The sequence below is a fragment of the Candidatus Zixiibacteriota bacterium genome, assembly GCA_035380245.1.
Taxonomy (GTDB): Bacteria; Zixibacteria; MSB-5A5; order GN15; family FEB-12; genus DAOSXA01.
In genome coordinates, this window is record DAOSXA010000006.1 from 1 (window position 1) to 21,023 (window position 21,023).

General features: G+C 50.8%; 17 protein-coding genes and 1 tRNA gene. 2 read left to right on the top strand and 16 right to left on the bottom strand.

Annotated elements, in window-relative coordinates:
- Positions 1–1,161: 1,161 nt before the first annotated feature.
- Positions 1,162–1,235, top strand: a tRNA-Met gene (locus PLF13_14055).
- 2 nt (positions 1,236–1,237) lie between these two features.
- Here PLF13_14055 and PLF13_14060 read toward each other — a convergent pair.
- The 7 genes from PLF13_14060 to PLF13_14090 all read right to left on the bottom strand — a co-directional run bounded on the left by PLF13_14060 (position 1,238) and on the right by PLF13_14090 (position 5,727).
- Positions 1,238–2,386, bottom strand: coding sequence for a tyrosine-type recombinase/integrase (locus PLF13_14060; GenBank protein ID HOP08397.1), 1,149 nt, complete (start codon positions 2,384–2,386; stop codon positions 1,238–1,240).
- Positions 2,387–2,453: 67 nt separating this feature from the next.
- Complete coding sequence (locus PLF13_14065; GenBank protein HOP08398.1) at positions 2,454–2,801, bottom strand: hypothetical protein; 348 nt, start codon at positions 2,799–2,801, stop codon at positions 2,454–2,456.
- Positions 2,802–2,970: 169 nt separating this feature from the next.
- Positions 2,971–3,348, bottom strand: coding sequence for a helix-turn-helix transcriptional regulator (locus PLF13_14070; protein HOP08399.1), 378 nt, complete (start codon positions 3,346–3,348; stop codon positions 2,971–2,973).
- 733 nt (positions 3,349–4,081) lie between these two features.
- A complete protein-coding gene (locus PLF13_14075) occupies positions 4,082–4,213 on the bottom strand; it encodes a hypothetical protein (protein ID HOP08400.1) in 132 nt (43 codons plus the stop codon).
- 187 nt (positions 4,214–4,400) lie between these two features.
- Positions 4,401–4,724, bottom strand: coding sequence for a hypothetical protein (locus PLF13_14080; protein ID HOP08401.1), 324 nt, complete (start codon positions 4,722–4,724; stop codon positions 4,401–4,403).
- 43 nt (positions 4,725–4,767) lie between these two features.
- Positions 4,768–5,079, bottom strand: a complete 312-nt coding sequence (locus PLF13_14085; GenBank protein HOP08402.1) for a hypothetical protein — start codon at positions 5,077–5,079, stop codon at positions 4,768–4,770.
- Between the two features lie 69 nt (positions 5,080–5,148).
- A complete protein-coding gene (locus tag PLF13_14090) occupies positions 5,149–5,727 on the bottom strand; it encodes a hypothetical protein (GenBank protein ID HOP08403.1) in 579 nt (192 codons plus the stop codon).
- Between the two features lie 478 nt (positions 5,728–6,205).
- On the opposite strand from PLF13_14090, the gene PLF13_14095 reads away from it, so the two are divergent.
- Complete coding sequence (locus PLF13_14095) at positions 6,206–7,429, top strand: transcriptional regulator (protein ID HOP08404.1); 1,224 nt, start codon at positions 6,206–6,208, stop codon at positions 7,427–7,429.
- A gap of 257 nt (positions 7,430–7,686) precedes the next feature.
- Here PLF13_14095 and PLF13_14100 read toward each other — a convergent pair whose 3' ends face one another.
- The 9 genes from PLF13_14100 to PLF13_14140 form a co-directional block, all read right to left on the bottom strand.
- Positions 7,687–7,959 (bottom strand): helix-turn-helix domain-containing protein, encoded by a 273-nt coding sequence (locus tag PLF13_14100; GenBank protein ID HOP08405.1) that lies wholly within the window; start codon positions 7,957–7,959, stop codon positions 7,687–7,689.
- 179 nt (positions 7,960–8,138) lie between these two features.
- Positions 8,139–11,201, bottom strand: coding sequence for a type I restriction endonuclease subunit R (locus PLF13_14105; GenBank protein HOP08406.1), 3,063 nt, complete (start codon positions 11,199–11,201; stop codon positions 8,139–8,141).
- Between the two features lie 2 nt (positions 11,202–11,203).
- Positions 11,204–12,139: an S-4TM family putative pore-forming effector gene (locus PLF13_14110; protein HOP08407.1), complete on the bottom strand. Its 936-nt coding sequence runs from the start codon at positions 12,137–12,139 to the stop codon at positions 11,204–11,206.
- Positions 12,140–12,146: 7 nt separating this feature from the next.
- A complete protein-coding gene (locus PLF13_14115; protein ID HOP08408.1) occupies positions 12,147–13,016 on the bottom strand; it encodes a CBASS oligonucleotide cyclase in 870 nt (289 codons plus the stop codon).
- 39 nt (positions 13,017–13,055) lie between these two features.
- Positions 13,056–15,311, bottom strand: coding sequence for an AAA family ATPase (locus PLF13_14120; protein ID HOP08409.1), 2,256 nt, complete (start codon positions 15,309–15,311; stop codon positions 13,056–13,058).
- Positions 15,308–16,618: a restriction endonuclease subunit S gene (locus PLF13_14125; GenBank protein ID HOP08410.1), complete on the bottom strand. Its 1,311-nt coding sequence runs from the start codon at positions 16,616–16,618 to the stop codon at positions 15,308–15,310. Before PLF13_14125 ends, PLF13_14120 begins: the two co-directional genes overlap by 4 nt.
- Positions 16,619–16,746: 128 nt before the next feature.
- A complete protein-coding gene (locus PLF13_14130; GenBank protein HOP08411.1) occupies positions 16,747–17,265 on the bottom strand; it encodes an ORF6N domain-containing protein in 519 nt (172 codons plus the stop codon).
- Positions 17,252–18,859 carry a class I SAM-dependent DNA methyltransferase gene (locus PLF13_14135; GenBank protein ID HOP08412.1) on the bottom strand — a complete coding sequence of 536 codons (1,608 nt, stop codon included), beginning with the start codon at positions 18,857–18,859 and terminating at the stop codon, positions 17,252–17,254. Before PLF13_14135 ends, PLF13_14130 begins: the two co-directional genes overlap by 14 nt.
- 327 nt (positions 18,860–19,186) lie before the next feature.
- On the bottom strand, positions 19,187–20,167 hold the full coding sequence (locus tag PLF13_14140) for a hypothetical protein (GenBank protein ID HOP08413.1): 981 nt from the start codon (positions 20,165–20,167) through the stop codon (positions 19,187–19,189).
- Positions 20,168–21,023 lie beyond the last annotated feature (856 nt).

The window sequence follows — 21,023 nt, forward strand, 5'->3', positions numbered from 1 at the left end:
ACCGGCATAGCCGGCGATCAACTTCGCGCACTCACCCGCGGTGCCGGGGTAGAACTGGCCCATAACAACATTTTCACGTCTCGCGCCCATAGCGCACCCCCGATTGCAATCGAAAGGATTGTCTATTAATTATAGCAATCACGCCACCGCATGTAAGCCGCTGAGAAAATAACACTGAAAGCGCAGAAATGAGTTCCCCGGGAAAAGAATAATAACAACTGTATTCAGTGACTACCGCAAAGCCGGCGCCGAACCATTATGCTGCTCTGATCATATCAGATGTTTATTCATCATCACCTGATAACGATCCCGGGACAAATCCCGGCAATCTCGACTTTTACAGGTGATCTACATGGAATGTTGCCCGCTGAAGTGGAAAAGTCTTATCTGGATTCCGGCTGACAGCATGCCGGAATGACGAACGCAGGACACAGAAATACAGGCGACAGTCGGCAGGCCGGCCTGCTTTTTGTCCTTTCACGTGTTTTCTTCGTGAATGGTTTGTATTTGTGAACATACCTTAGTGTTTCTTTTTCTGTTATTGCTCGGCAGGCCGGTCTGCTTTTTGTCCTTTTATAGTGATTCTCAAAAATAAACTTGAATACATGCACAAAGGAAATAGCTTTGTGCATGGCACACTATCTTTGTATTTGTGATTTCTGATCGAGTTGTGAATCTGTTTTTTTTATGAGAATTACTCTATGTATTCGCTTCGTGTTTATGTAGCTGTTTGTAAATATACCTTAATGCTTGTTCTTCAGTTATTACTGCCAATGTCGCATCGCTGTCATCACTAAATATTATCGTCATTCCCGACGGAGATCGGGAATCCAGGGGGGCCAGGACGGTCAGGGGAGTATTTCGGGGTTGGGCAGGTATTTAATTTGGAGTGCGAAAATTCATTTTCGCTTTCATAGCCGGGAATTTATTACCGGCGCATAATAAATCCAGGCGGCGATGAATCGCCGCAATCCACGCTCCCACCGGGTTCCATTTTATTTATGACAAGCAGCATAACAATGCCGGATTGCTTCGTGTACGGATGTTGCATTTCCGGAAAGAACAAAAGGAAAAACCGCACCGGCGCCGCGCGGCACACGCGAAAAGACTCTGATTTAATCAATCTCTTTACTTCACATAAGAGAATCGCTATACTTATCCTGCGAGGTGGAGCAGTCCGGTAGCTCGTCGGGCTCATAACCCGAAGGTCGTGGGTTCGAATCCCACCCTCGCAATACTAAGAAAGCTCGCTACGGCGGGCTTTTTTGTTGTCTGGGAATGTTTCGGGTTTCTGAAACGGTAGACTTTTGGTAGACCAGGGGACTACTTTGCGGTTAGTTGAAGACAGGCCGCGGATGGCTTCCTTGACCTGGTTCTTCGAGGGGTTTACGTATATCTCCGTGGTGGAGATGCTCTTGTGGTGGGCGACTTCCTTGGCGATGTGGATGCCGTGGGAGTTCGCTACTTCTGTAACAACGTGGTGGCGGATGTCGTGAAACCAACAGTCCTTGACTCCTGCTTTCTCCAATGTCCGCGTCCAGTACTTCCTGGGGAATTCTTTCCAGCGCCATACTTTCTCTCTGTCTGGATACAAAACCTTCTGCTCCAGTAGTACGCGCTTACTCTCCTCGTTGAGATAGCTCGTGAGTGGTTCGCCGGATTTCGAGTCAGGATGATAGACCTCACCGATATCGAGATTTATGATATCCCATCGGAGGGCCATGATGTTTCCCTGTCTCAGGCCTGAGTTGAAAGCGAAGATCACAAGGCGGCGGAACTCTTCGTCCACTTCCTTTGCGGAACTGAGTATTGCGTCTATCTCCCATAACTCATACGTGCGGGAGCGCCGCTTACCTGGCAGTTTCTTCACGCGGGGTGGTCTCAGCTCGGCGTAAGTGAAGATACTGGATATATGCTCCATGTACCGGTTCACTGTCGTGTTCGCCCGCTTTTCTTTGCTGCCGTTGTTGAACTTCATCCCGGCATCTGAAGGTAGCGCTCGCTCTTGAAGAAGTTTCCTGAACCGAAGCAGATCGAACTCCGAGATGCTTTTCAGGGAGTAGTCGCCGAAGTACTCATTGATTACCCTGAAACGGCTCACATCGTCCTTGTGCGACTTCTTCAGAGGACTGACAGTTTCCAGATATTCCTCGCTCCATTCACGGAAAGTCAGGTGTTGACCAGTCCTTGGAAAGGTCAGGCCCTCTTCTTTCACGCGATGCATCACTACCCTGTAAGCTTCTTCCCGGATATCCTTCTTCTCGTACCGCCATTTAACCTTGGGGGCAGAGGCCATGATGCCGCTTGCAAAAGACTTGGGCGTGTCTCCAGGCACCGGGACTTTGCAGTTCCACCTACCATGTGACTTGTACCATTTTAGGTTCATTCAGTTTCACCTCCCTTCATGTGGATTTTTGGTACCCACATGATAGCACAGACCTGAGACATGTTCATCATCTTTCCAGCCTCCTTTTCAGGCGGCTGATGAGTGCGCGGATATCATTCACGTCATAGCGCGTGGACATGCCGGGGATGACAACCTTGGGAACATTGTATTCATTGAGCAACTTTTTCACTCGGTGAACGTTGCCGTTATTCACATTAAGGCCAAGCATTTCCGTCACCATCTTTGCGGACACTGCAAGGGCCGGCGGTGTTTCCCGTAATGCTCGGACCTCAGCCAATGTGGCCGCCAACGCTCGTTCAATGCCGTCGATTTTCTCTACGATATTCTGTGCACTATTCTGCTCGGATGAAGCGGGGCTGTGGGGACTACAGTTTGTTGGTTTACAATTCTGCACGGGACGGACGCTCCTCTTGCTTGGCGTCACGTCCCAGGAGCGCCGGTCGTTGGCGCGGTGGACGTCTTACCGGGTTTCTCGGCTCTGCGGGTTCAGGAGTTGCGGAGCCGGTTTGTATCGGGTCCGGCGTTGTGCCGGATATGTCAGTGCCTCCCACGTGGGGAGGCGTTCAGCACGTCGCCTTACACGTTACACAGCGGTGCGGATGCGATGCCAGCATGGCCAGGCTGTTCTCCGACATCCGCTCGGTCTTGCGGATCAGTTCTCCGAGAATTATGGGCCGTGCTCGGATGATCTGTTGAAGGTCGCTTGCCACGCGACCCGCGCGGGCAAGAGTTTCGTCCCTGTCGAGTCCCAGGGCATCCGCGAGCGCTACAATCTTTTCCTCGGAGGGCGGTGCTGTTTTCTCCCGCTCGATGAGAGACAGGTAGCCGGATGGCAGTCCCGCTTTCTCCGCCAATGCACGAAGGGACATGTGCTTCTCGTTTCGTTTCTCCCGGATGCAATTCCCGAATGTCTCCGGTTGTTCACTTCTGTCATTGGCCATCGCTCTCACCTCAGTGTTGATGCTAAGTGCTATGTTAGCGCATAGCATAGCCGATGTCAACTGTGGGGCGAAAAAACTTCCACTTGTCACGAAACATCAGGCCCGCGCGCGCGGAGGCGCGTACATTATATATCGCGTGCGCACGCATGCACGCGTTTGAGTACAGTCCTTTATGCCTTAATAATACTTAATAGCCATTAGCGTCCGCAGGACGCTAAAGATGGGGTTGAGAGTGTGAGAGAAGGGGAAGATACCACATCCGGATCGCGTCCGCTGGACTTTGCAGAGGATGAGGGGGTGGATGGGGTGGGCGGGAGTCATGGCCGTGGTTCGATCCTCTGCCGAGCGCCGGTACATGCTTCCCTTCGTGAAGTCCAGAGGTTTCTTTAGCAGTCATGAAAGCAATCACACCCAGTCCCGGTGCATTTCGTGCTGCAGAAAGCCTCCTGGTGGCTTCTGATGGGCGCTGAGATATGAACATGCCCGTTGTTTCTGAATGTGGCGTGTCCACAGGCTTGCACCCCATCCGTGGCCGATTTCCACATGGGGGCTCTGGACCTGTCGGTAACAATGGGATGTCGCCAGTTCACCAGTCACTGTACAGGTAAGCCGTCCTCGCGTCATGTCAGGGGCTCATCGCCATCTCCCCCCCCAGGCACGTCTGACGTTTTGCACCACCGTCAACTTCTTCCTGCGCAACGTCCATGCTGTTGCTGCCCCCTGATGCCCATGATTACGGCAGGATGGGTATGCGTAGCAGAATCGGACCGAGCGGTCTGAACTCCAGCCCCATCGCCAGCGTGTACAACGCTGCTACGTTGTCGTCTGTGCCGGTTTTCTTCTGTCCCTGTTCCACTGGTATCACGCCCCTTTCTGCTTGTGTTTGCACAAGCCCATAAAGGCAGAAAGGGGCCGGACGGAAGAATCCGCCCAGCCCCTACCGGAACGGCACGCATTCAAACACGCGCTATCATTCCGTGGTCCCCTGAACTACACGGGACTGGCTTCTGTTCGTTTCAGTTCTATGGCAGTTTTCAGATTCGTGGAGACTCTTATGCAGAAAGCAACTCCTCGATCATATCCAGCAGTTCTTGCTTTCTTTCTTCAATACGAGCATTGAAACCCTGCATGAAAAGTTCATAGTCAGGGACTCCACCGAACTCCTCAATGAAAGCTTCAGTCTGACATTCGTTCCACACTTCATCAAAGTAGTCCGATGATACATCGTACCCGTGAGCGATCTTGGTGAGCTCTCCAAAGTCTCCACAGTTCTTGCACAGATCGATAATTCGATCAATGGAATCTGCGCCAAGCTTCCTGATGCGCTCTCTGAAAGTCATGGCTGATTGTTGCAGTCTGGTCTTGTTATTACTCATTCTTGTTACTTCCTTTCTGTGCACTCCATGTGCACTGTTGATGTTATGGTTGCTGCAGGTCAGCAATAATGCTGTTTGCCCGCTCTCGCAGATTGTTCAACTCCTGGTTGAACTCTTCGAGGAACGCTCCCTGATCTGGGACGCCGCCGAAGTCCTCCACGAACTCTTTCCGCGTCACTTCATCCCAGATGTACTCCGGAATCTCCGTTATCGGATGTCCGCTGGCGACTTTGGTAAGGTCCCCGTAGTCTTCACAGTCCTCAAGCCAGGGGCCAGCGTGCTCTGCTCCGAGTTCACGACAGCGTTCCAGGAACTCCTCTCTGGACTGTTCCAGTGCGACCATTCGGTCCGTCATCTTGTCCACCTCCTTCCGTTAAGTTCATGTGCACAACAATTGTATCCATGATTGCGATATGGCTGGTTTCTATAACCACCTCATGTTGAACATAAAGTCCATAACTTCAACCTGATCCGTCGATCTTTCATTGCTATTGGAAACGATCAGTTTCACGGCTTGTTCCTGCGGAATATGCCCTAGCATCGAAGCGATGAACATACCGGCATCGAAAGTGCTCTCTGTCTCAACAGGCACAAGTGGCGACATGGAGATTACTGCATTCAGTTCGTATGATTCCTTGCCGGGATTAGCTTTCTTGATTTTCTTAAGTGCCATCTTAAGAGTTGGTTCCTGGTTGTTCAGATGCTGAAGAAACAGCGACTGCACATGAGAGGCTACTATCTCCCAACTGTTCACGTTTCCACCTGTTGCCTCAGCCAACTCACGTGATCTCATTCTCCACTTGTACAGTAGCTCCGCCGGAAACAGAACCCTGTAAAGAGCATATGCTCTGAGGTCATCAGGATGGGACGAATCCACATGCCACAGTCGTGCAAGCAGCTTCGGTCCATAGAAAGAATCGTCCTTGGAGACGTCGTAGTGACCATCTGTAATCTGAATTGCAATCTCAATAACATTGAACTCCGGTTTCGTTTTATGCTTCATCTGTGCTTCTCCTTTTCTAAGTTTGTGAACTTCTATCACCTCATCACCATTCACCGGGCGGAAAGCCCTGATGCCGATTGACCGCCAACCGCGTGCTGCTGCACTGTATCTCGTCTTTTCCTCCTTTCTTCACAACGATCTTTATCCTCCTCTCCAATCTGGCTGCTATCATCTGTCATGCTGCCAGCAGCCCGGCTGCGTGGCATTCATGCCTGGCTCTCCTGCCCAACTGTTATGCTGTGATGGGTGATGTGAAGTTTTCACAAACTTCAAAGAGACATCAGCCATCCTCGCGCCTGGTACGATGGCCTATCGGATTGGATATCGTTTGCTCTGTTTTATGTATTCTCTATATCAATTAGTACTATATCCTCTTCTACATGCCAGACTGTTCTACTGACTATAGACTGCTGTGCTGCTCTATGATACTGTAATCAGATAGGTTGTCCAAAAACGTTGAGTAACTTTGGGAGTGAGCATGTCCGGTAGGACTCAGAAAGACATACTTGATGCTTTGGTTCGACGGTCCAGAGGAATGCGACTGCAGGCACTTGCTGAGGAACTCAATACTATTGGTGTGAATTTGGACCAACCCATAAGGCGTTTAGAGAAAAAGGGATATGTGGAACGATTCAAAGGAAGATATAAGGGCAGGCAAAGGACGTACGTCAAGATAACCAAAGAGGGTCGAAAACTACTCAGATTCAGCGAAGATGACTCAACGTTTTCAGGGGACCTATCTATATTCTCTTACGGCTATTGTTTACTGTATCCTATAACGGACACAGAACATAATAGTGGACACAAGCCCGTTAGTGGACAGTATCCATATGAACTAGACGGGGGAAGGAGTGTATATGAAGTATCAGGTGTGGATTCTGGAGGTGTTCCGGAGTCCAAGACAGACAGCAATAACACTGCCGGTGGTAATTCTCCCTACCGCGGGGTGATGGTGTACAGAGAAGCCCTGGCCCTGTGGGGCACCCTCAAGTTCCAGAAGGTTACAGTTGGGCACGGGGGGCGACTATGGTGGGATAAAGAGAACAAGACTCATAAGCAACTTCCACCAATCAACAGGAATCGTCCACCTGACGTTGCCCTGAAAGCCTTCGTAGACAAGTTCAGGAGTGATGCCGAGATATTCTTCACCCCTGCAGAAACCTGGGTGGGTAAAGGAAGCGTTATCAACTTCAAACGTTCACGTTGTCTTTGGCTCTCGTTTAATCTGCCAACTACCCCATATGATAAACCCTATTCAGAAAGCAAAAGGTTCGGAATCATCGTTTCGAAGACTCAAGAGCTCATTGACGATGGATTCTATCCATTCGCAGTTATTGAATCAGGCTATGACTTTCAGGTCCTTCTCCTGGTTCAGAACTATCTCACGTACCATGATCGCCTTGGAACAGCGCTCGAAGAGCTTGCTGGCAGGTACGGGGCTGATATGGAATATGCCCAACCCAATGCCCGGCTCAGGCTACCTGGAACCAATATAATCGAGTTCACGGATGACGATAAAGTTCGGGTCAAAGGCAAAGTTCGGCTAATCCATTATGTCCCCAAAGCAAAGGTCAAGATGGCTGATATTGAGGATATATGCGAATACAAGTGGTGTTGGAAGCAAGAAAAGGGAAACCAGGGGTGGGCGTACCATTACAAGAAGCTCAGGATGCCACGACAGTTACAGAGCCATTCGGATTGAGGACAATGTAGACGGGACGTGACAGTGCCCTGAGAATACCCCAGGTCCCGTTCCTTTTCCTGTCAGGTCCACTCAGTATCCCATTGATGTCGTTTTCTACTCCAGATGGGTAATACACCCACCCTGCAGGCTTGAAACGTGCGTCACGCCTGCAGCACGCTATTGGAATCCGAAGGAATACATGCAGCCAACAGGCTGTTACATCTATTCCTACGCCCCTGACGTTCTGGCTGGCCGGAACCAGGGCGATATCTGTGTCATGCGCTCTGGGGCATGCCTCCAGCAGGAGCCGCAACAATCCCATCCTCATCCTCGACCCGTCCATCATTCTGCTGTTCCTGTACCGAAGGCGAAGAATGTTCACGCTTGAATTGTTCGTAAGCATCAAGCGGGATAAGATACTGGCGGCCAGGTTTGAAGTAAGGCAGGCGCCCCTGTCGAATCCAGCGGATAACGGTTTTTTCGGATACCCCAATCGACAGGCTGATCTCCGAAGCGGTTGTGTAATCAATTCTTGGTATGTACTGCATTCCAGCATCACCGTCCATTATGCGTTGTTTTTTGCATTGTAGCACAGTTTAGCTCATCCAAACAGCCTTATCCGATATTGAACCGATTGTTTCCGACCGTTACCGATGGTGTAGCCGTCCGTGCCGCTATGCTGTTAGTAGGACATAGTGGACATAGCTTTGCTTCGAGGGAAGGGGTATTACGCCACCCAGTCCTGGCACAGGAGTTCGGCCTGTTCGAGGACTGTGACGGTGGCTTTTTCCTGTTTGTCCGGCGGGTAGCCGTACTTGCGCAGTATCCGTTTTACGAGCACGCGGAGCTTCGCCCGGACTGCTTCCCGTACAGTCCAGTCGATTGTGACATTCCTCCGGACGGTCTCCACGAGTTCACGCGCTATGGTTTTCAGGGTATCGTCACCCAGGACCTGTACAGCACTGTCGTTCGTTTCCAGGGCGTCGTAGAAAGCAATCTCATCCTCGGAAAGTCCAAGGTTCTCCCCGCGGCGGTCGGCATCCTTCATCTCCTTCGCCAGCTTGATAAGCTCCTCGATGACCTGGGCGGTCTCGATGGCCCGGTTCTGGTAGGCGCGGACGGCTTTCTCCAGCATCTCGGCGAATGACCGGGCCTGCACGAGATTCTTCCGTGATCGGGTCCGAACTTCGTTTTTCAGCAGCTTCTCAAGGAGTTCCACGGCGAGGTTCCGGTGCGGCATGCCGCGTACTTCCGCCAGGAACTCATCCGACAGGATGGATATATCCGGCTTCTTGAGACCAGCAGCGGCGAATATATCCACAACCTCGTCCGACGCCACGGCCTTCGATATGATCTGCCGGATTGCGAACTCCATCTCCTCCGGCGTTTTCTCTCCCGTGCCTGATGACTTCGCCAGCGCCGAACGCACCGCCTGGAAAAACGACACATCGTCCCGGATGTCTTTCGTTTTCTGGTGCGGCACCGCCAGGGCGAACGCCTGTGACAGTTCGGTCACGGCACTCAACAGCCGTTTTTTCCCATCGTCCTGGGCAAGAATGTGCTCCTGGGCCGGCGGCAACAATGCCAGGCGGCCAGCCGGGGTCCCGGATGTCCAGGCCGTCCAGTCGAAGCCGTGGAACATATCCAGGCATACTTCATACCGTTCTATCATGATGGCGACGGCCTCGGCCTGATCGATGGCCGTTTTGCCGGAACCGCCGCTTTCCGTATATGTCGCCAGCGCACGTTTCAGGCTGTCGGCAAGCCCGAGATAATCCACCACGAGTCCGCCCGGTTTGTCCTTGAACACCCGGTTGACCCTGGCGATGGCCTGCATCAACCCGTGTCCGCGCATGGGCTTATCAACGTACATGGTGTGCAGGCATGGGGCGTCGAATCCCGTCAGCCACATATCCCTGACCAGCACGATTTTCAACGGGTCCTTCGGGTTCTTGAATCGCTCGGCCAGCTTTTCCCGCCTCGCCTTGTTCCGGATATGCTGCTGCCATACCACCGGGTCGGACGCTGAGCCGGTCATCACGATCTTGATCTGGCCGCCCATGTCGTCCTCGTCATGCCACTCCGGGTGGATGGCAATAATCTCGTTGTACAAGTCCACGCAGATGCGGCGGCTCATGCAAACAACCATGGCTTTGCCGTCCAGGGCCTCAAGGCGCCCCTCATAATGTTCCACGAGGTCACCGGCAATCAGCTTCACCCGTTTCTCCGCTCCGACGATGGCCTCCAGCGCGGCCCACTTGGTTTTCAGCTTCTCTTTGCGCTCGATCTCCTCGCCCTCGGTGGCCTCCTCGAACTCCTCGTCCAGCAGCGTCTTCTCTGCCTCGTCCAGTTCAAGACGGGCCAGCCTGCTTTCGTAGTAGATCGGCACTGTCGCGCCATCTTCCACAGCCCTCTGTATGTCGTATATGCTGATGTCGTCGCCGAACACGGCGCGGGTATTCTTGTCCTTCAGTTCAATCGGTGTGCCTGTGAAGCCGATGAAAGAAGCGTTCGGCAGCGCGTCGCGCATGTGCCGGGCGAATCCGTCGATGAAGTCGTACTGGCTCCTGTGGGCCTCGTCGGCGATAACAACGATATTCCTGCGGTCGGAAAGTTCCGGGTACTGGTCGCCTTTCTCGCCGGGCATGAACTTCTGGATGGTCGTGAACACCACGCCGCCCGATGCCACTGCCAGCTTTTTCCGCAGGTCATCGCGGTCCGCTGCCTGCACCGGCTTCTGCCTCAGCAGGTCGCTGCATCGCGAGAATGTGCCGAACAACTGGTCGTCCAGGTCATTCCGGTCGGTTAATACAACAACGGTCGGATTTTCCATTGCCGGGTGCTGAATGATCCTGCCGGTGTAAAACGCCATTGTCAGGCTTTTCCCGGAGCCCTGGGTGTGCCACACCACGCCACACCGCCTGTCGCCCTCCGGGCTGGCCGCCTTCACCGTCGCATCCACCGCCTCGCGAACCGCGTGGAACTGGTGGTATCCCGCCATCTTCTTTATCAGAGTTCCGCCGCCATCGTCTTCTATCACGATGGAGTAGCGGAGTATATCCAGGAATCTGCGTTTCTCGAATACTCCATGTATCATCACATCAAGCTGGGGCACATGCGCCGGGGCCACATCGTCGCCGTCCACTGTCCGCCACGGCATGAACCACTCCTTGTCGGCTGTCAGCGTTCCGACCCTGGCCTGCAGGCCGTCGGACACCACAAGCGCCTCGTTGTATGTGAACAGTGAAGATATCTGGTGCTTATACGTCTGAAGCTGGTTGAAGGCCGTCCAGATCGTGGCGTTCTCGTCTGCCGGGTTCTTCAGTTCAATCACGGCCAGGGGCAGCCCGTTCACGAATACCGCCACATCCGGCCTGCGCGTTATCTGGCCTTCGAGTACCGTAAACTGGTTGACCGCAAGCCAGTCATTGTTCTCCGGATTATCGAAGTCCACAATCCGCACCTGCTCCCCCGTGATACGTCCATCATCCTTCCGGTACTCAACCGTCACGCCATCCACAAGCATGCGATGGGATGTCCTGTTGTTTACTGTGAGAGACGGAGTTTCCGGAATCGTGATCTTCCTGACGGCTTCATCTATCGCGTCCACCGGGACATCCGGATTCAGCCGCGCCAGCGCATCCCTCAACCGGGTGCGCAGCACAACATCCGTGAACTCGGAACGCTCCGCATCTGGCTTCTCCGGCTCGATGTCAGGACCATGTAAAACCTGGTATCCAAGTTCTTCGAACCAAGAGAGGGTTGCTTTTTCTATTGTTGACTCGTTCAAACTCACGGATTACGTTCCTCGTTCATTCTTTCAAGGGTTTTCTCGACAAGTATCTCTGCGCCTGCAATCATCTGTGCTTCCTGCTTATTCTTCAGCAGCTTGTGAACCCAGTCAAAGATCACTGGTGTATTACGACGATAATCATAAAGCATTGCTTGCAGGTGAGAGGAGCGGTTTTCTATGCATTCATCGGTATATCTTTTCCCGATAGCGTCTTTAAACAGCGCGTCTACATCACGGAATATGCTTTTAACACTATGTATTGCACTAAGGTTTGATCGGTATTCTTTTATTCCCCATAGAATAACTGGCATCAATGGAGTGAATACAGCTAACACCATGTGTTGCATTCCTTTGTCTTCGTATATTCCTAACAGTAAGATTGTTGCTACAACCGCACCCACCAGCGATCCCACATAATTCGCATATGTTTTTCTGAGTGATGCATCATACCATGCATTGGAACGTTGGCAGATAATCCGTGCTACCCTTATTGGTACTTCACCTGCTTTTTCAGGATACCAATTCCTTAATTCATTAAAGTCTGGATCCTTTTTCTTATACTTATTAGCAGCAGCCGAGATCAATTCAGGCTCGGGGGTTTTGTTAAGCTTAAGTTTTGACCAACTCAATTGAAGTACGTCGCAATCGAATGCCTGTTGTATATCGGCGGCTTTGTTTTTATAACTTCCCATGGCTGTGTCCAGATAGGCTGCATTGAGAATGGAAACTACTATTCCATAAGTCGCACCCCAAACACTAAGCTCCGGTTTGAAAGCGACAGCAATAGCAATACCGATGGTCACAGGGACGGTAATAATAATCTGAATAGCCTTCACAACCTTAGCTATTGAATACAGCTGTTTTTGTGCAGCCAATCTCTCAAGTTGTCTTGGTTCGTTTTGCATTTTGGGTATTGTATTCAATAGTTCGCTCATGTGTTTATCACCCGTATGCCGGAAAGTAATCTCCGAATATGGTGCGCCACTTCTCAAACGCTCTTCTTGTGTTTCCAGAAGCATCTAAAGATTCGGCTTCTCTCGCTTGCAGCGTTGCTCTTTCAAGTCGATTGCATATCTCCAGTAGCTTTTCGTCTGTATCTATATAACCCCCGATATTATTGTTATATCCTGCTGGATCAGGAATGGGATATTGAACAGCCATTCTCGCTTTGTCAAACACGTACCTGACACCGGATGGGAAGTCGCTAATAGTTATACCATCAAGTATGTTGAGAATAAGTGCCTCAAGGTGGAAAGACTGAAGCAGTGCGCTGTGTTTTTTATTCCAGCGCTTTAACATCTTTATTAGAGGTATTAGGTTGCCATTATGCTTTTTGTTTTCAGCAGCCCATATTATCACATGCTGTTTAGGATCAGTCGGTATCCAGGTATTACGAACTGAATCAGGAATCAGATATCCTCCTCCAGTCCTGTAGAATCCTGGCACCACGTCAACATCGAAGTCAGTGAATGATATTGTTACTGCCTGTCCGTTTCTGCTTATCCTGGGTGTAGTGGGGTATGTTTTCTTCAACTCTCGTTTTACTTTATCAAGTAATGCTGCAGGCCCGGCAAGGTTATGGTAATAGCTTACATCCAGCACGATGAAGATATCTATGTCCGCTTCTTTCAATGGCGCAATCATTGTGCTGCGCATGTATGAGCCTGTTAAGAAAGAATCGACGACATCCATATGTGCCGCAACCGCGTCTCTCACGTTTGTCTGGCGCGTTGAAACAGTTGCACTTTGCAGACCGGTTATCTCCAGATTGCTTCTAAGTCCAGCAAAACCCTGCGTGGATGTAGTTGCCATTATATTCCCCCTTACAATATTCTGACTTCGAGGCATTCATTATTCTGTCTTAGCGTTGATCCCAGTAACAAGTTTCTCCATGGAATCAAAGTGTCTTTCGTCTTCGCTCTTCATCAAGTCCAGCATGTCCTTTAGAATTGCTGGAGTTTCGCTCAATATAGATGGATCGTGCTCATGTTCACCGACCACACTGCTGTGTGAATGCGTGTGCAGGAATCTTAATATTCGTGTTTTCTTTGTTGTATCATATTCAACCTGTTGCATTATCTTCCAGAGTTGCCCCGCCAGGTTCGGATACCGGAACGCAAGGAATGTTTCAAGCAATCTCCTTGCAACGTTGGGCATCATATAGTACGGATCAAGTGAACGATCTTCTGTACTGTTGGCTGTTTCATGAACACGCTTAAACAGGTAGTGGTATTCGGACTTGTATTGTCTCAGTAGGGGATCGAGAGCGCGGATGTGTGAACACCGTTCACCATCTTTTGTCTCACAATCTATCATATAGAATTGTTTGTTCTTCTTGTCTTCTCCCCGCAGATTATGTAACCAGTTGCGAACCTGATCGAATAGAGAGAAGTTATGAGTAAGTATTAACAGTTGTCCGGCGTCTTCGGTTCTGTCTTTGATGAAGCCGAATGCGCAGAACAAACAGTTTGAATCGAGGCTTGATACAGGATCATCGAGAACGACAATTCCGTTGCTCAATGTAAAGTCCCTGTCTTTCAATGACTTTAGAAAGTACAATAGGGCAATAGCGGTTTTTTCTCCCTCGCTAAGTCCCTTTGCAATATCACCTTTTCTCATTATCTGGTAGCCGGTGGCTTTTGTTTCCAGTGTAATCTCACCATGTCCCAGATATGAGAGTAAGTCTGAATTAAGTTCTTCTGCGAGTTCACGGTGCTGAACTATGTCCCTTTCCAATTCAGCTATTCTATTCTTTATTCCGGTAATTCTAACCTGCATTCGCTCCAACTTACTGCGAGTGTTTTCCACTGCGTCTTTCTTCTCTTTGTAGGCATCCACACTATCTGCAACAATTGCTTTCTCAAGCAGCTTTCTTGCTTCCTTCACAGTTTCGCTGAATTCTTCGCTGTCAGTGTTATGAGTGCCAATTATATTATTAACCCTTTCAAGGGCATCGGCATTGTATTCTATTGGTGAAAGTTCTATATCCAGTTGCTCGAAGGGGGCAGCCTTCTTTCCGTTAAGTGCCAGTACAAACTGTTCCAGTGCGCTCTTTACTTGTTTTAATTCTTCAAGGAAGTTGTTTAGTTCAGTTTCGTAACTACCCGCAAGGCGATCATATAGCTCTGCTTTATTGGGATGCTTAATTCCATTAATACTTGAGATCAGTACTTGAACTTCACGAATCTTATCATCTGTATCACGTAGTAGATTATCATATTCTTTGCTGAAGTGTGCATTGAGTTTATCAATGCGTTCGTCAGGTAGTTTCTGTTCGCAGAACAGGCATGTGGTTGTGTCTCGGTTATTATGTTTATTAAGTCCTTCCTTTATCCACATTGCCAGGTCAGGATCGTTTCGTAAAGTCTCGATCACTGAAGAGGTGACGACCAGTTTAAGAATTCGCGAGACTTCCTCATTAAGGTTATCCCCATCCGGGAATTCATATACGATCTTAGAGATAGTGGGTTTCTCAGTAGAGGTGTGCTGCTTCCGCAGACTTTCCCTTTCTACTTCGGTAAGTTTAAACTGTTCGATGTCTCCCGTTGCAAGCAATTCCTCTGCGGTCCTCTTATAGTTGCCCTTATTGTAATTCCTGTAATCAGAGTTTACTGCCGTCAGCTGGCTCTTGATTGAAGAAGCCTGTGTTGTGCAGTACTGTTCGAATGCATTCTCATCAGATCGCAATTGAGATGAATACCTGTCGTGTCTGCTTTTTGAATAATCAAGGCAGACTTTGAATTGCTCCACCTGCTTTTGCTTTTCGATGTTTTCCTTTCCAATAATGAAGATCGGCGCAACCTCTCCGTTTATCGTGAATACATTCTCTTCTATGAACTCACGATTGAACACCCGGATAGGAACATCTTCTGATTCAAACTCATCTTCGCGTATTGTTTTCCCTTCAATATCTATGCGTACCTGTGCACTACCAGGCTTGCGTTTAGTCTGCAAGGAACGAAGTAGATTGCTGAGGGTTGTTTTCCCTGTTCCGTTCCAACCATAAAACAGATTGTATCGGGCAAAGTCGGGAAGATCGGATGGCCACTTGAAGTCACGGAATATTCCGAGGTTTTTAATATCCGTGATTCGTGTGATCATAGTCATTGTTTATCTCCAGACACTGTCTCAAGACTATTAACACGAACTTCGCCGGACATCAGTTTCGGCAACAGGGCGTCGCGGATGGCGGCGAGGGTCTGGGATTCGTGAATATTCGATATGATCTTTTCTGTCATTGGGGTTATGAACTTGCTGAAGGCTTCGGCCAATTCTGTCGGTGGTAACACTGTTTCGTAATTCGACATATCCGTCCAGTTAGTACGGGGCATCTTTGTTCCCGTGGACGCCATGTCTGTATATCCAACGAACTCATCGCTGGTGATGATCTCTAATGTATATCCGAACCATTCTGGCTTCTTGGGTACAACTACAAGTATATCTGTCGAGCAAACCCCATCTACTGCAGCAATACCGACTTTATGGAAGTAGGGTCTGAGTTTTCCAAACAACAGGTCGCCCTTATTGAAGGCGTACTTATTGCTTGTAACGCTTTCAGACAAACCCCATTCGGCTAATGATATACATCTGCGTGGCATGTGCTCCAGTCCGATGTAATGGGAATAGTCCTCAAGCTGATGCGGCTTTACGCTAACCTTCTTGTTCTTCGCAATATCGCCGAGACATCCCAGGGTCCAGTCCTTGGGAATCTTGCCGATGGGTGAGTCCTGGAATGAGGCGGGGAAAAGTGCGGCGGTGTCGGCGTCCATGCCGAACGGTTTGCGGCCTTCGGCTTTGGCGCGTACCGGGTCGAAGTCCACGAACCACGACTTGAAGATCGCCCGCGCCATCTCCTCCAGCGTCTCGTTCATCGCACGGTTTAATTCAATCTTGTCGTCGAGCGTGCCGAGGATGTGCGCTATTGATCTTTGTATAGAGACTTCCGGGCAGGGTATCTCGAATGATTCGATCATTCCTTTTGTCAGAGCATTACGTGTCCCACCTGAACCGGCCCAGGATAGCATCAAGTCCTGCATCGGGGCAGAGACTAAAAAGTACCTTAAGTATCTTGGATCGAGTTTGTGGCTATCTGGTCGGATAATTGCGACATGTTGATTCACTCGTGCGGGCAATGTATTGATATTAACCTGGCAACATCTGGCAACGGAATCTCCCGTTATGTTTAGCAGAACATCGTCTTTTTCTACTGCCACATTAGATAACTGTGAAGCGTGCTTTTCTGTGATATACGCCAGCCCCTCATTCTTAAAGCCGTCATTATAAACATTCTGGCTTCTGATAAGTACAATCTCACCATGGTCAAGATACACTTCTTTTCCACCACGGGGTGTTGCCCCGCTACCAATCTTGAGGCATACAGTTCCCAGTTTTATATGCTTAAAGTTACTATTCAATATTCATGTCCACTTTCAAGTTCTTATGTATTGCTTCCTCCAGAGTTGCTGATTCTGCAAACTGTTTGTTTAGTCTTTGTGTCAGCCGCTTCATCTTCTCCTCGAATAGCACACAATCATCTTTCCCGTCACTTCCGGTCTTTCCTGAAACCGATCTTGGGCTGGTCTTTTTCCGGCGGGATCATGAGTTGCCGGATGGCTTCGAACACGGTCTGGAACTGGGAGTCGTACTTCTTCTCAAGATTGTCGAGTTTGCGGGCCAGCGCTTCGTGGGATTCCAGCAGCCTTCTCAACCGGACAAACGCGCGTACTACCTGAATACTGGCGTTTACCGCGATATCGCTGTTCAGAACGCTTGCCAGCATGACCGCGCCGTGCTCGGTGAAGGCGTATGGCGGCGTTCTGCGCTTTGTCAGGTTTGTGGTCGCAATCTGCGACCTCAAACTTTCGAACTCCGCATCGGTGAGTTGAAACATGAAGTCGCCGGGGAACCTGTCGATGTTCCTTTTCACCTGCTCGTTCAGGCGTTTGGTGGTGACGCCGTACAGTTCCGCGAGATCCATATCGAGCATTACCTTCTGACCACGGATTACAAGAATCGAGCGTTCGATGCGCTCGGCGGGGATAAGCTCTTTACTTTTTGCCATAGCCTGTCTCCATGAGGTTCTTTGTTATCGCCTTCTCCAGCTTTCCCGATTCCGCGAACTGTTCATGCAGCTTCCCAGTCAGCCGCTTCATCTTCTCCTCGAATGGTTCATCGTCTCCATTATCAATATCCTCAGCGCCCACATATCGGCCTGGAGTAAGAATGTGGCCGTGTTTACGGATGTCATCCAACGTTGCGCTCATGCAGAAACCGGGAACGTCTTCATACTTTCCGGCTCCATCATCGCCGCGCCATGCGTGATATGTTTTCGCAATCATTGCGGTGTCTTCATCTTTGAATTCCTTGTGGACCCTATCAATCATGCTGCCGAGTTTCCGGGCGTCGATGAACAGAGTTTCGCCGCGCCGGTCTCGGAATCGTCCGTTTTTCTTATCGCGTGCTATAAACCAGAGACAGGCGGGAATGGGAGTGGAATAGAATAATTGGCCGGGCAGCGACACCATGCAGTCCACGAGGTCGGCTTCGATGATGTTTTTCCTGATCTCGCCTTCGCCGGACTGGTTGGATGACATGCTGCCGTTGGCGAGCACGAACCCGGCCAGGCCGTTCGGGGCCAGGTGGTGTATGAAGTGCTGCACCCAGGCGTAGTTGGCGTTTCCTTCCGGGGGGACGCCGTACTTCCAGCGGGCGTCGTTGCGGAGCCTGTCGCCGCCCCAGTCGCTGTCATTGAACGGGGGATTCGCGAGTATGTAGTCGGCCTTCAGGTCTTTGTGCAGGTCGTTGTGGTAGCTGTTGGCGTTTTCCGGGCCGAGATTGTTTTCGATGCCACGGATGGCAAGGTTCATCCGGGCAAGGCGCCACGTTGTGGGATTGGATTCCTGGCCGTACACGCTGATGTCGCCGACGCGCCCGCCGTGGGCTGTGACAAACTTTTCACTTTGCACGAACATACCGCCTGATCCGCAGCAGGGGTCGTAAACGCGGCCCTTGTACGGGGCCAGCATCTCGACCAGTACCTGGACCACGCAGCGGGGCGTGTAGAACTGCCCGCCTTTTTTCCCTTCGGCCCCGGCGAACTGTGACAGGAAGTATTCATACACCCGTCCGAGAATATCTTTGGAGCGGTTTTCCTTGTCGCCCAGGCCGATGGTGCCGATGAGGTCAATGAGTTCTCCGAGCCGCTGCTTGTCGAGGGCGGGCCGGGCGTAATCCTTCGGCAGCACGCCTTTCAGGGTTGGGTTCTCTTTTTCAATGGCCACCATGGCGTCATCTATGAGTTTGCCGATGGTGGATTGTTTTGCGTTGGCCTGAAGGAACGGCCAGCGGGCCTCCTTCGGCACCCAGAATATGTTTTCCGCTGCGTATTCGTCACGGTCTTCAACTACGTGATACCGGGCGGTTTCTTCCTTTACAAACCAGTCGCTGGACGGGTCGGCGGTCCAGAGTTCCAGTTGCTCTTTGCGCTCCTCGAAAGCATCCGATATGTACTTGAGGAATATCAGGCCGAGAACGACATGCTTGTACTCGGCGGCATCCATATTATTGCGCATCTTATCAGCGGCAGCCCACAAGGTCGCCTCGAATCCGAGGTTCGCCCCGGAGCCGCTACCGGAATTCTTCTTCTTACGAGCCATTGGTCAGCCTTTCCGCTCTTGAAACAATTATTCGGCAGTTACAATTACATCACTGTGATATTATGAGAACAGCTATTCTCTACTGCTCAACAATTATATCCGAGCGATTGGAAGTAGAGCAAGGTTCGACGGTTAGAAACCGGGTGTTCTCACATCAGCAACGGAGATATAGGTGTCGTTGCGCCTGCGCACCCCACACAAAAACCGGCCGGGGTTTTCGGCCCCGACCGGCTTGTATTCTGCGTATTGGTGAGGGCGGGAATCACCCACTTTTCGCTATATTAATACTACGTCGTACCGGCGTCCTCATCCTGACCGGTACAAAGCTCAGTAACAGCTTGGGCAGTTTCCGTCAGGATCGGTTTTCACTACCCAGAAGTCGGTAAGGCCTGCACCGAAAGAGTCTGTATGTCCTGTCGTGATATATCCGCTGTCCATTGCCTGCTGGATAGAAAACGCATAGTCATTACCGGTTCCACCTAATGTATTGGCCCATACCTGGTTTCCATCTGAGTCTATCTTGAGTATCCAGACGTCCAGTGCACCAGCACCGTACGAAGATGTGTATCCTGCTAAGATATAACCGCCATCTGATGTCTGCTGGACGGAGCTTTCATAATCATCATTGCTCCCTCCAAACGTATTAGCCCATACCTGATTACCGCCGGAATCAAGTTTCAGCACCCAAAAGTCAGTTGCACCGGCACCATAGGAGAGTGTTCGTCCCGCAACGATATAGCCACCTTCTGCTGTTTGTTGAACAGAATATGCCGTATCAGCATTGGTCCCTCCAAACGTATTAGCCCATACCTGATTACCGCCGGAATCAAGTTTCAGTACCCAGAAGTCGCTGCTGCCTGCGCCATAAGAACCTGTGCTCCCTACAACAATATATCCAGAGTCTGTTGTCTGTTGGACAGAATCTGCCCTCTCAGAACTGGCTCCTCCGAACGTATTAGCCCATACCTGATTACCGCCGGAATCAAGTTTCAGCACCCAAAAGTCAGTTGCACCGGCACCATAAGAGTTTGTTTGTCCGACCACAATGTAGCCGCCATCTGCGGTTTGCTGGATGGACTGCGCACTATCAAAACCAGTCCCTCCAAAAGTGTTTGCCCAGGTTTGATTGCCTGCGGAGTCAAGTTTCAGCACCCAGAAGTCACCTCCGCCAGCGCCAAAAGAATATGTATCTCCTGCCACGACATAGCCACCATCTGTTGTCTGTTGGGCGGAGCGGGCATAATCGTTATCGGCTCCTCCAAACGTATTAGCCCATACCTGGTTTCCATCGGAGTCGAGTTTCAGCACCCAGAAGTCGTTGCTACCTGCGCCATAAGAACCTGTGCTCCCTACAACAATATATCCAGAGTCTGTTGTCTGTTGGACAGAATATGATAGGTCGTTGCCGGTCCCTCCGAACGTCTTTGCCCATGCGATCTCACAGCTTGATGTGCAGCCATCGCCATCCGTGGTATTACCATCATCACAATACTCGCCATCACCTGAATCAAGTATCCCGTCACCACAATATGAGCCTTGTGCAGTTGCTGTCTGGCAGGTTGCATCGCAGTAGTCGCAGCTTGATCCGTAGGCTGGTAAACATGAGGTGCCGTTGGCCGCGCCGTCGTCACAGGTCTCGCCGTTGCCGGTGTCAGTGGTGGAGTCGCCACAGTAGGATGTCGCCCCCGCCACTGACAGACAGGATGAGCCGCATACTGTACATGAGGTCTGTCCGTAAGTGCAGGATTCCGTCACGGTATTACCGTCGTCGCAGTCCTCGCCGGATTCGACCACAGAGTTGCCGCATGTGGCCGGGACGGTTCCGTCACACGTGTCATTGCAATAATTCGGCTGTCCATTGTTTGCGCCATCGTCGCATGTCTCACCATTCCCGCCATCGGTGGTGCTGTCGCCACAGTAGCTGGTAGCACCAGCCACAGACTGGCATGTTGCGTCGCATACGGTGCAGGATGTCTCCCCATACGTGCATGTCTCTGTTGTCGTGTTACCGTCGTCGCATGTCTCGCCGGTTTCGACCGTGCTGTTGCCGCACACGGAAGCCGTTGTCCCATCGCAGGTTGCGTTGCAGTAGGTGGGCTGCCCGTTGTTCGCGCCGTCGTCACAGGTCTCGCCGTTGCCGGTGTCAGTGGTGGAGTCGCCACAG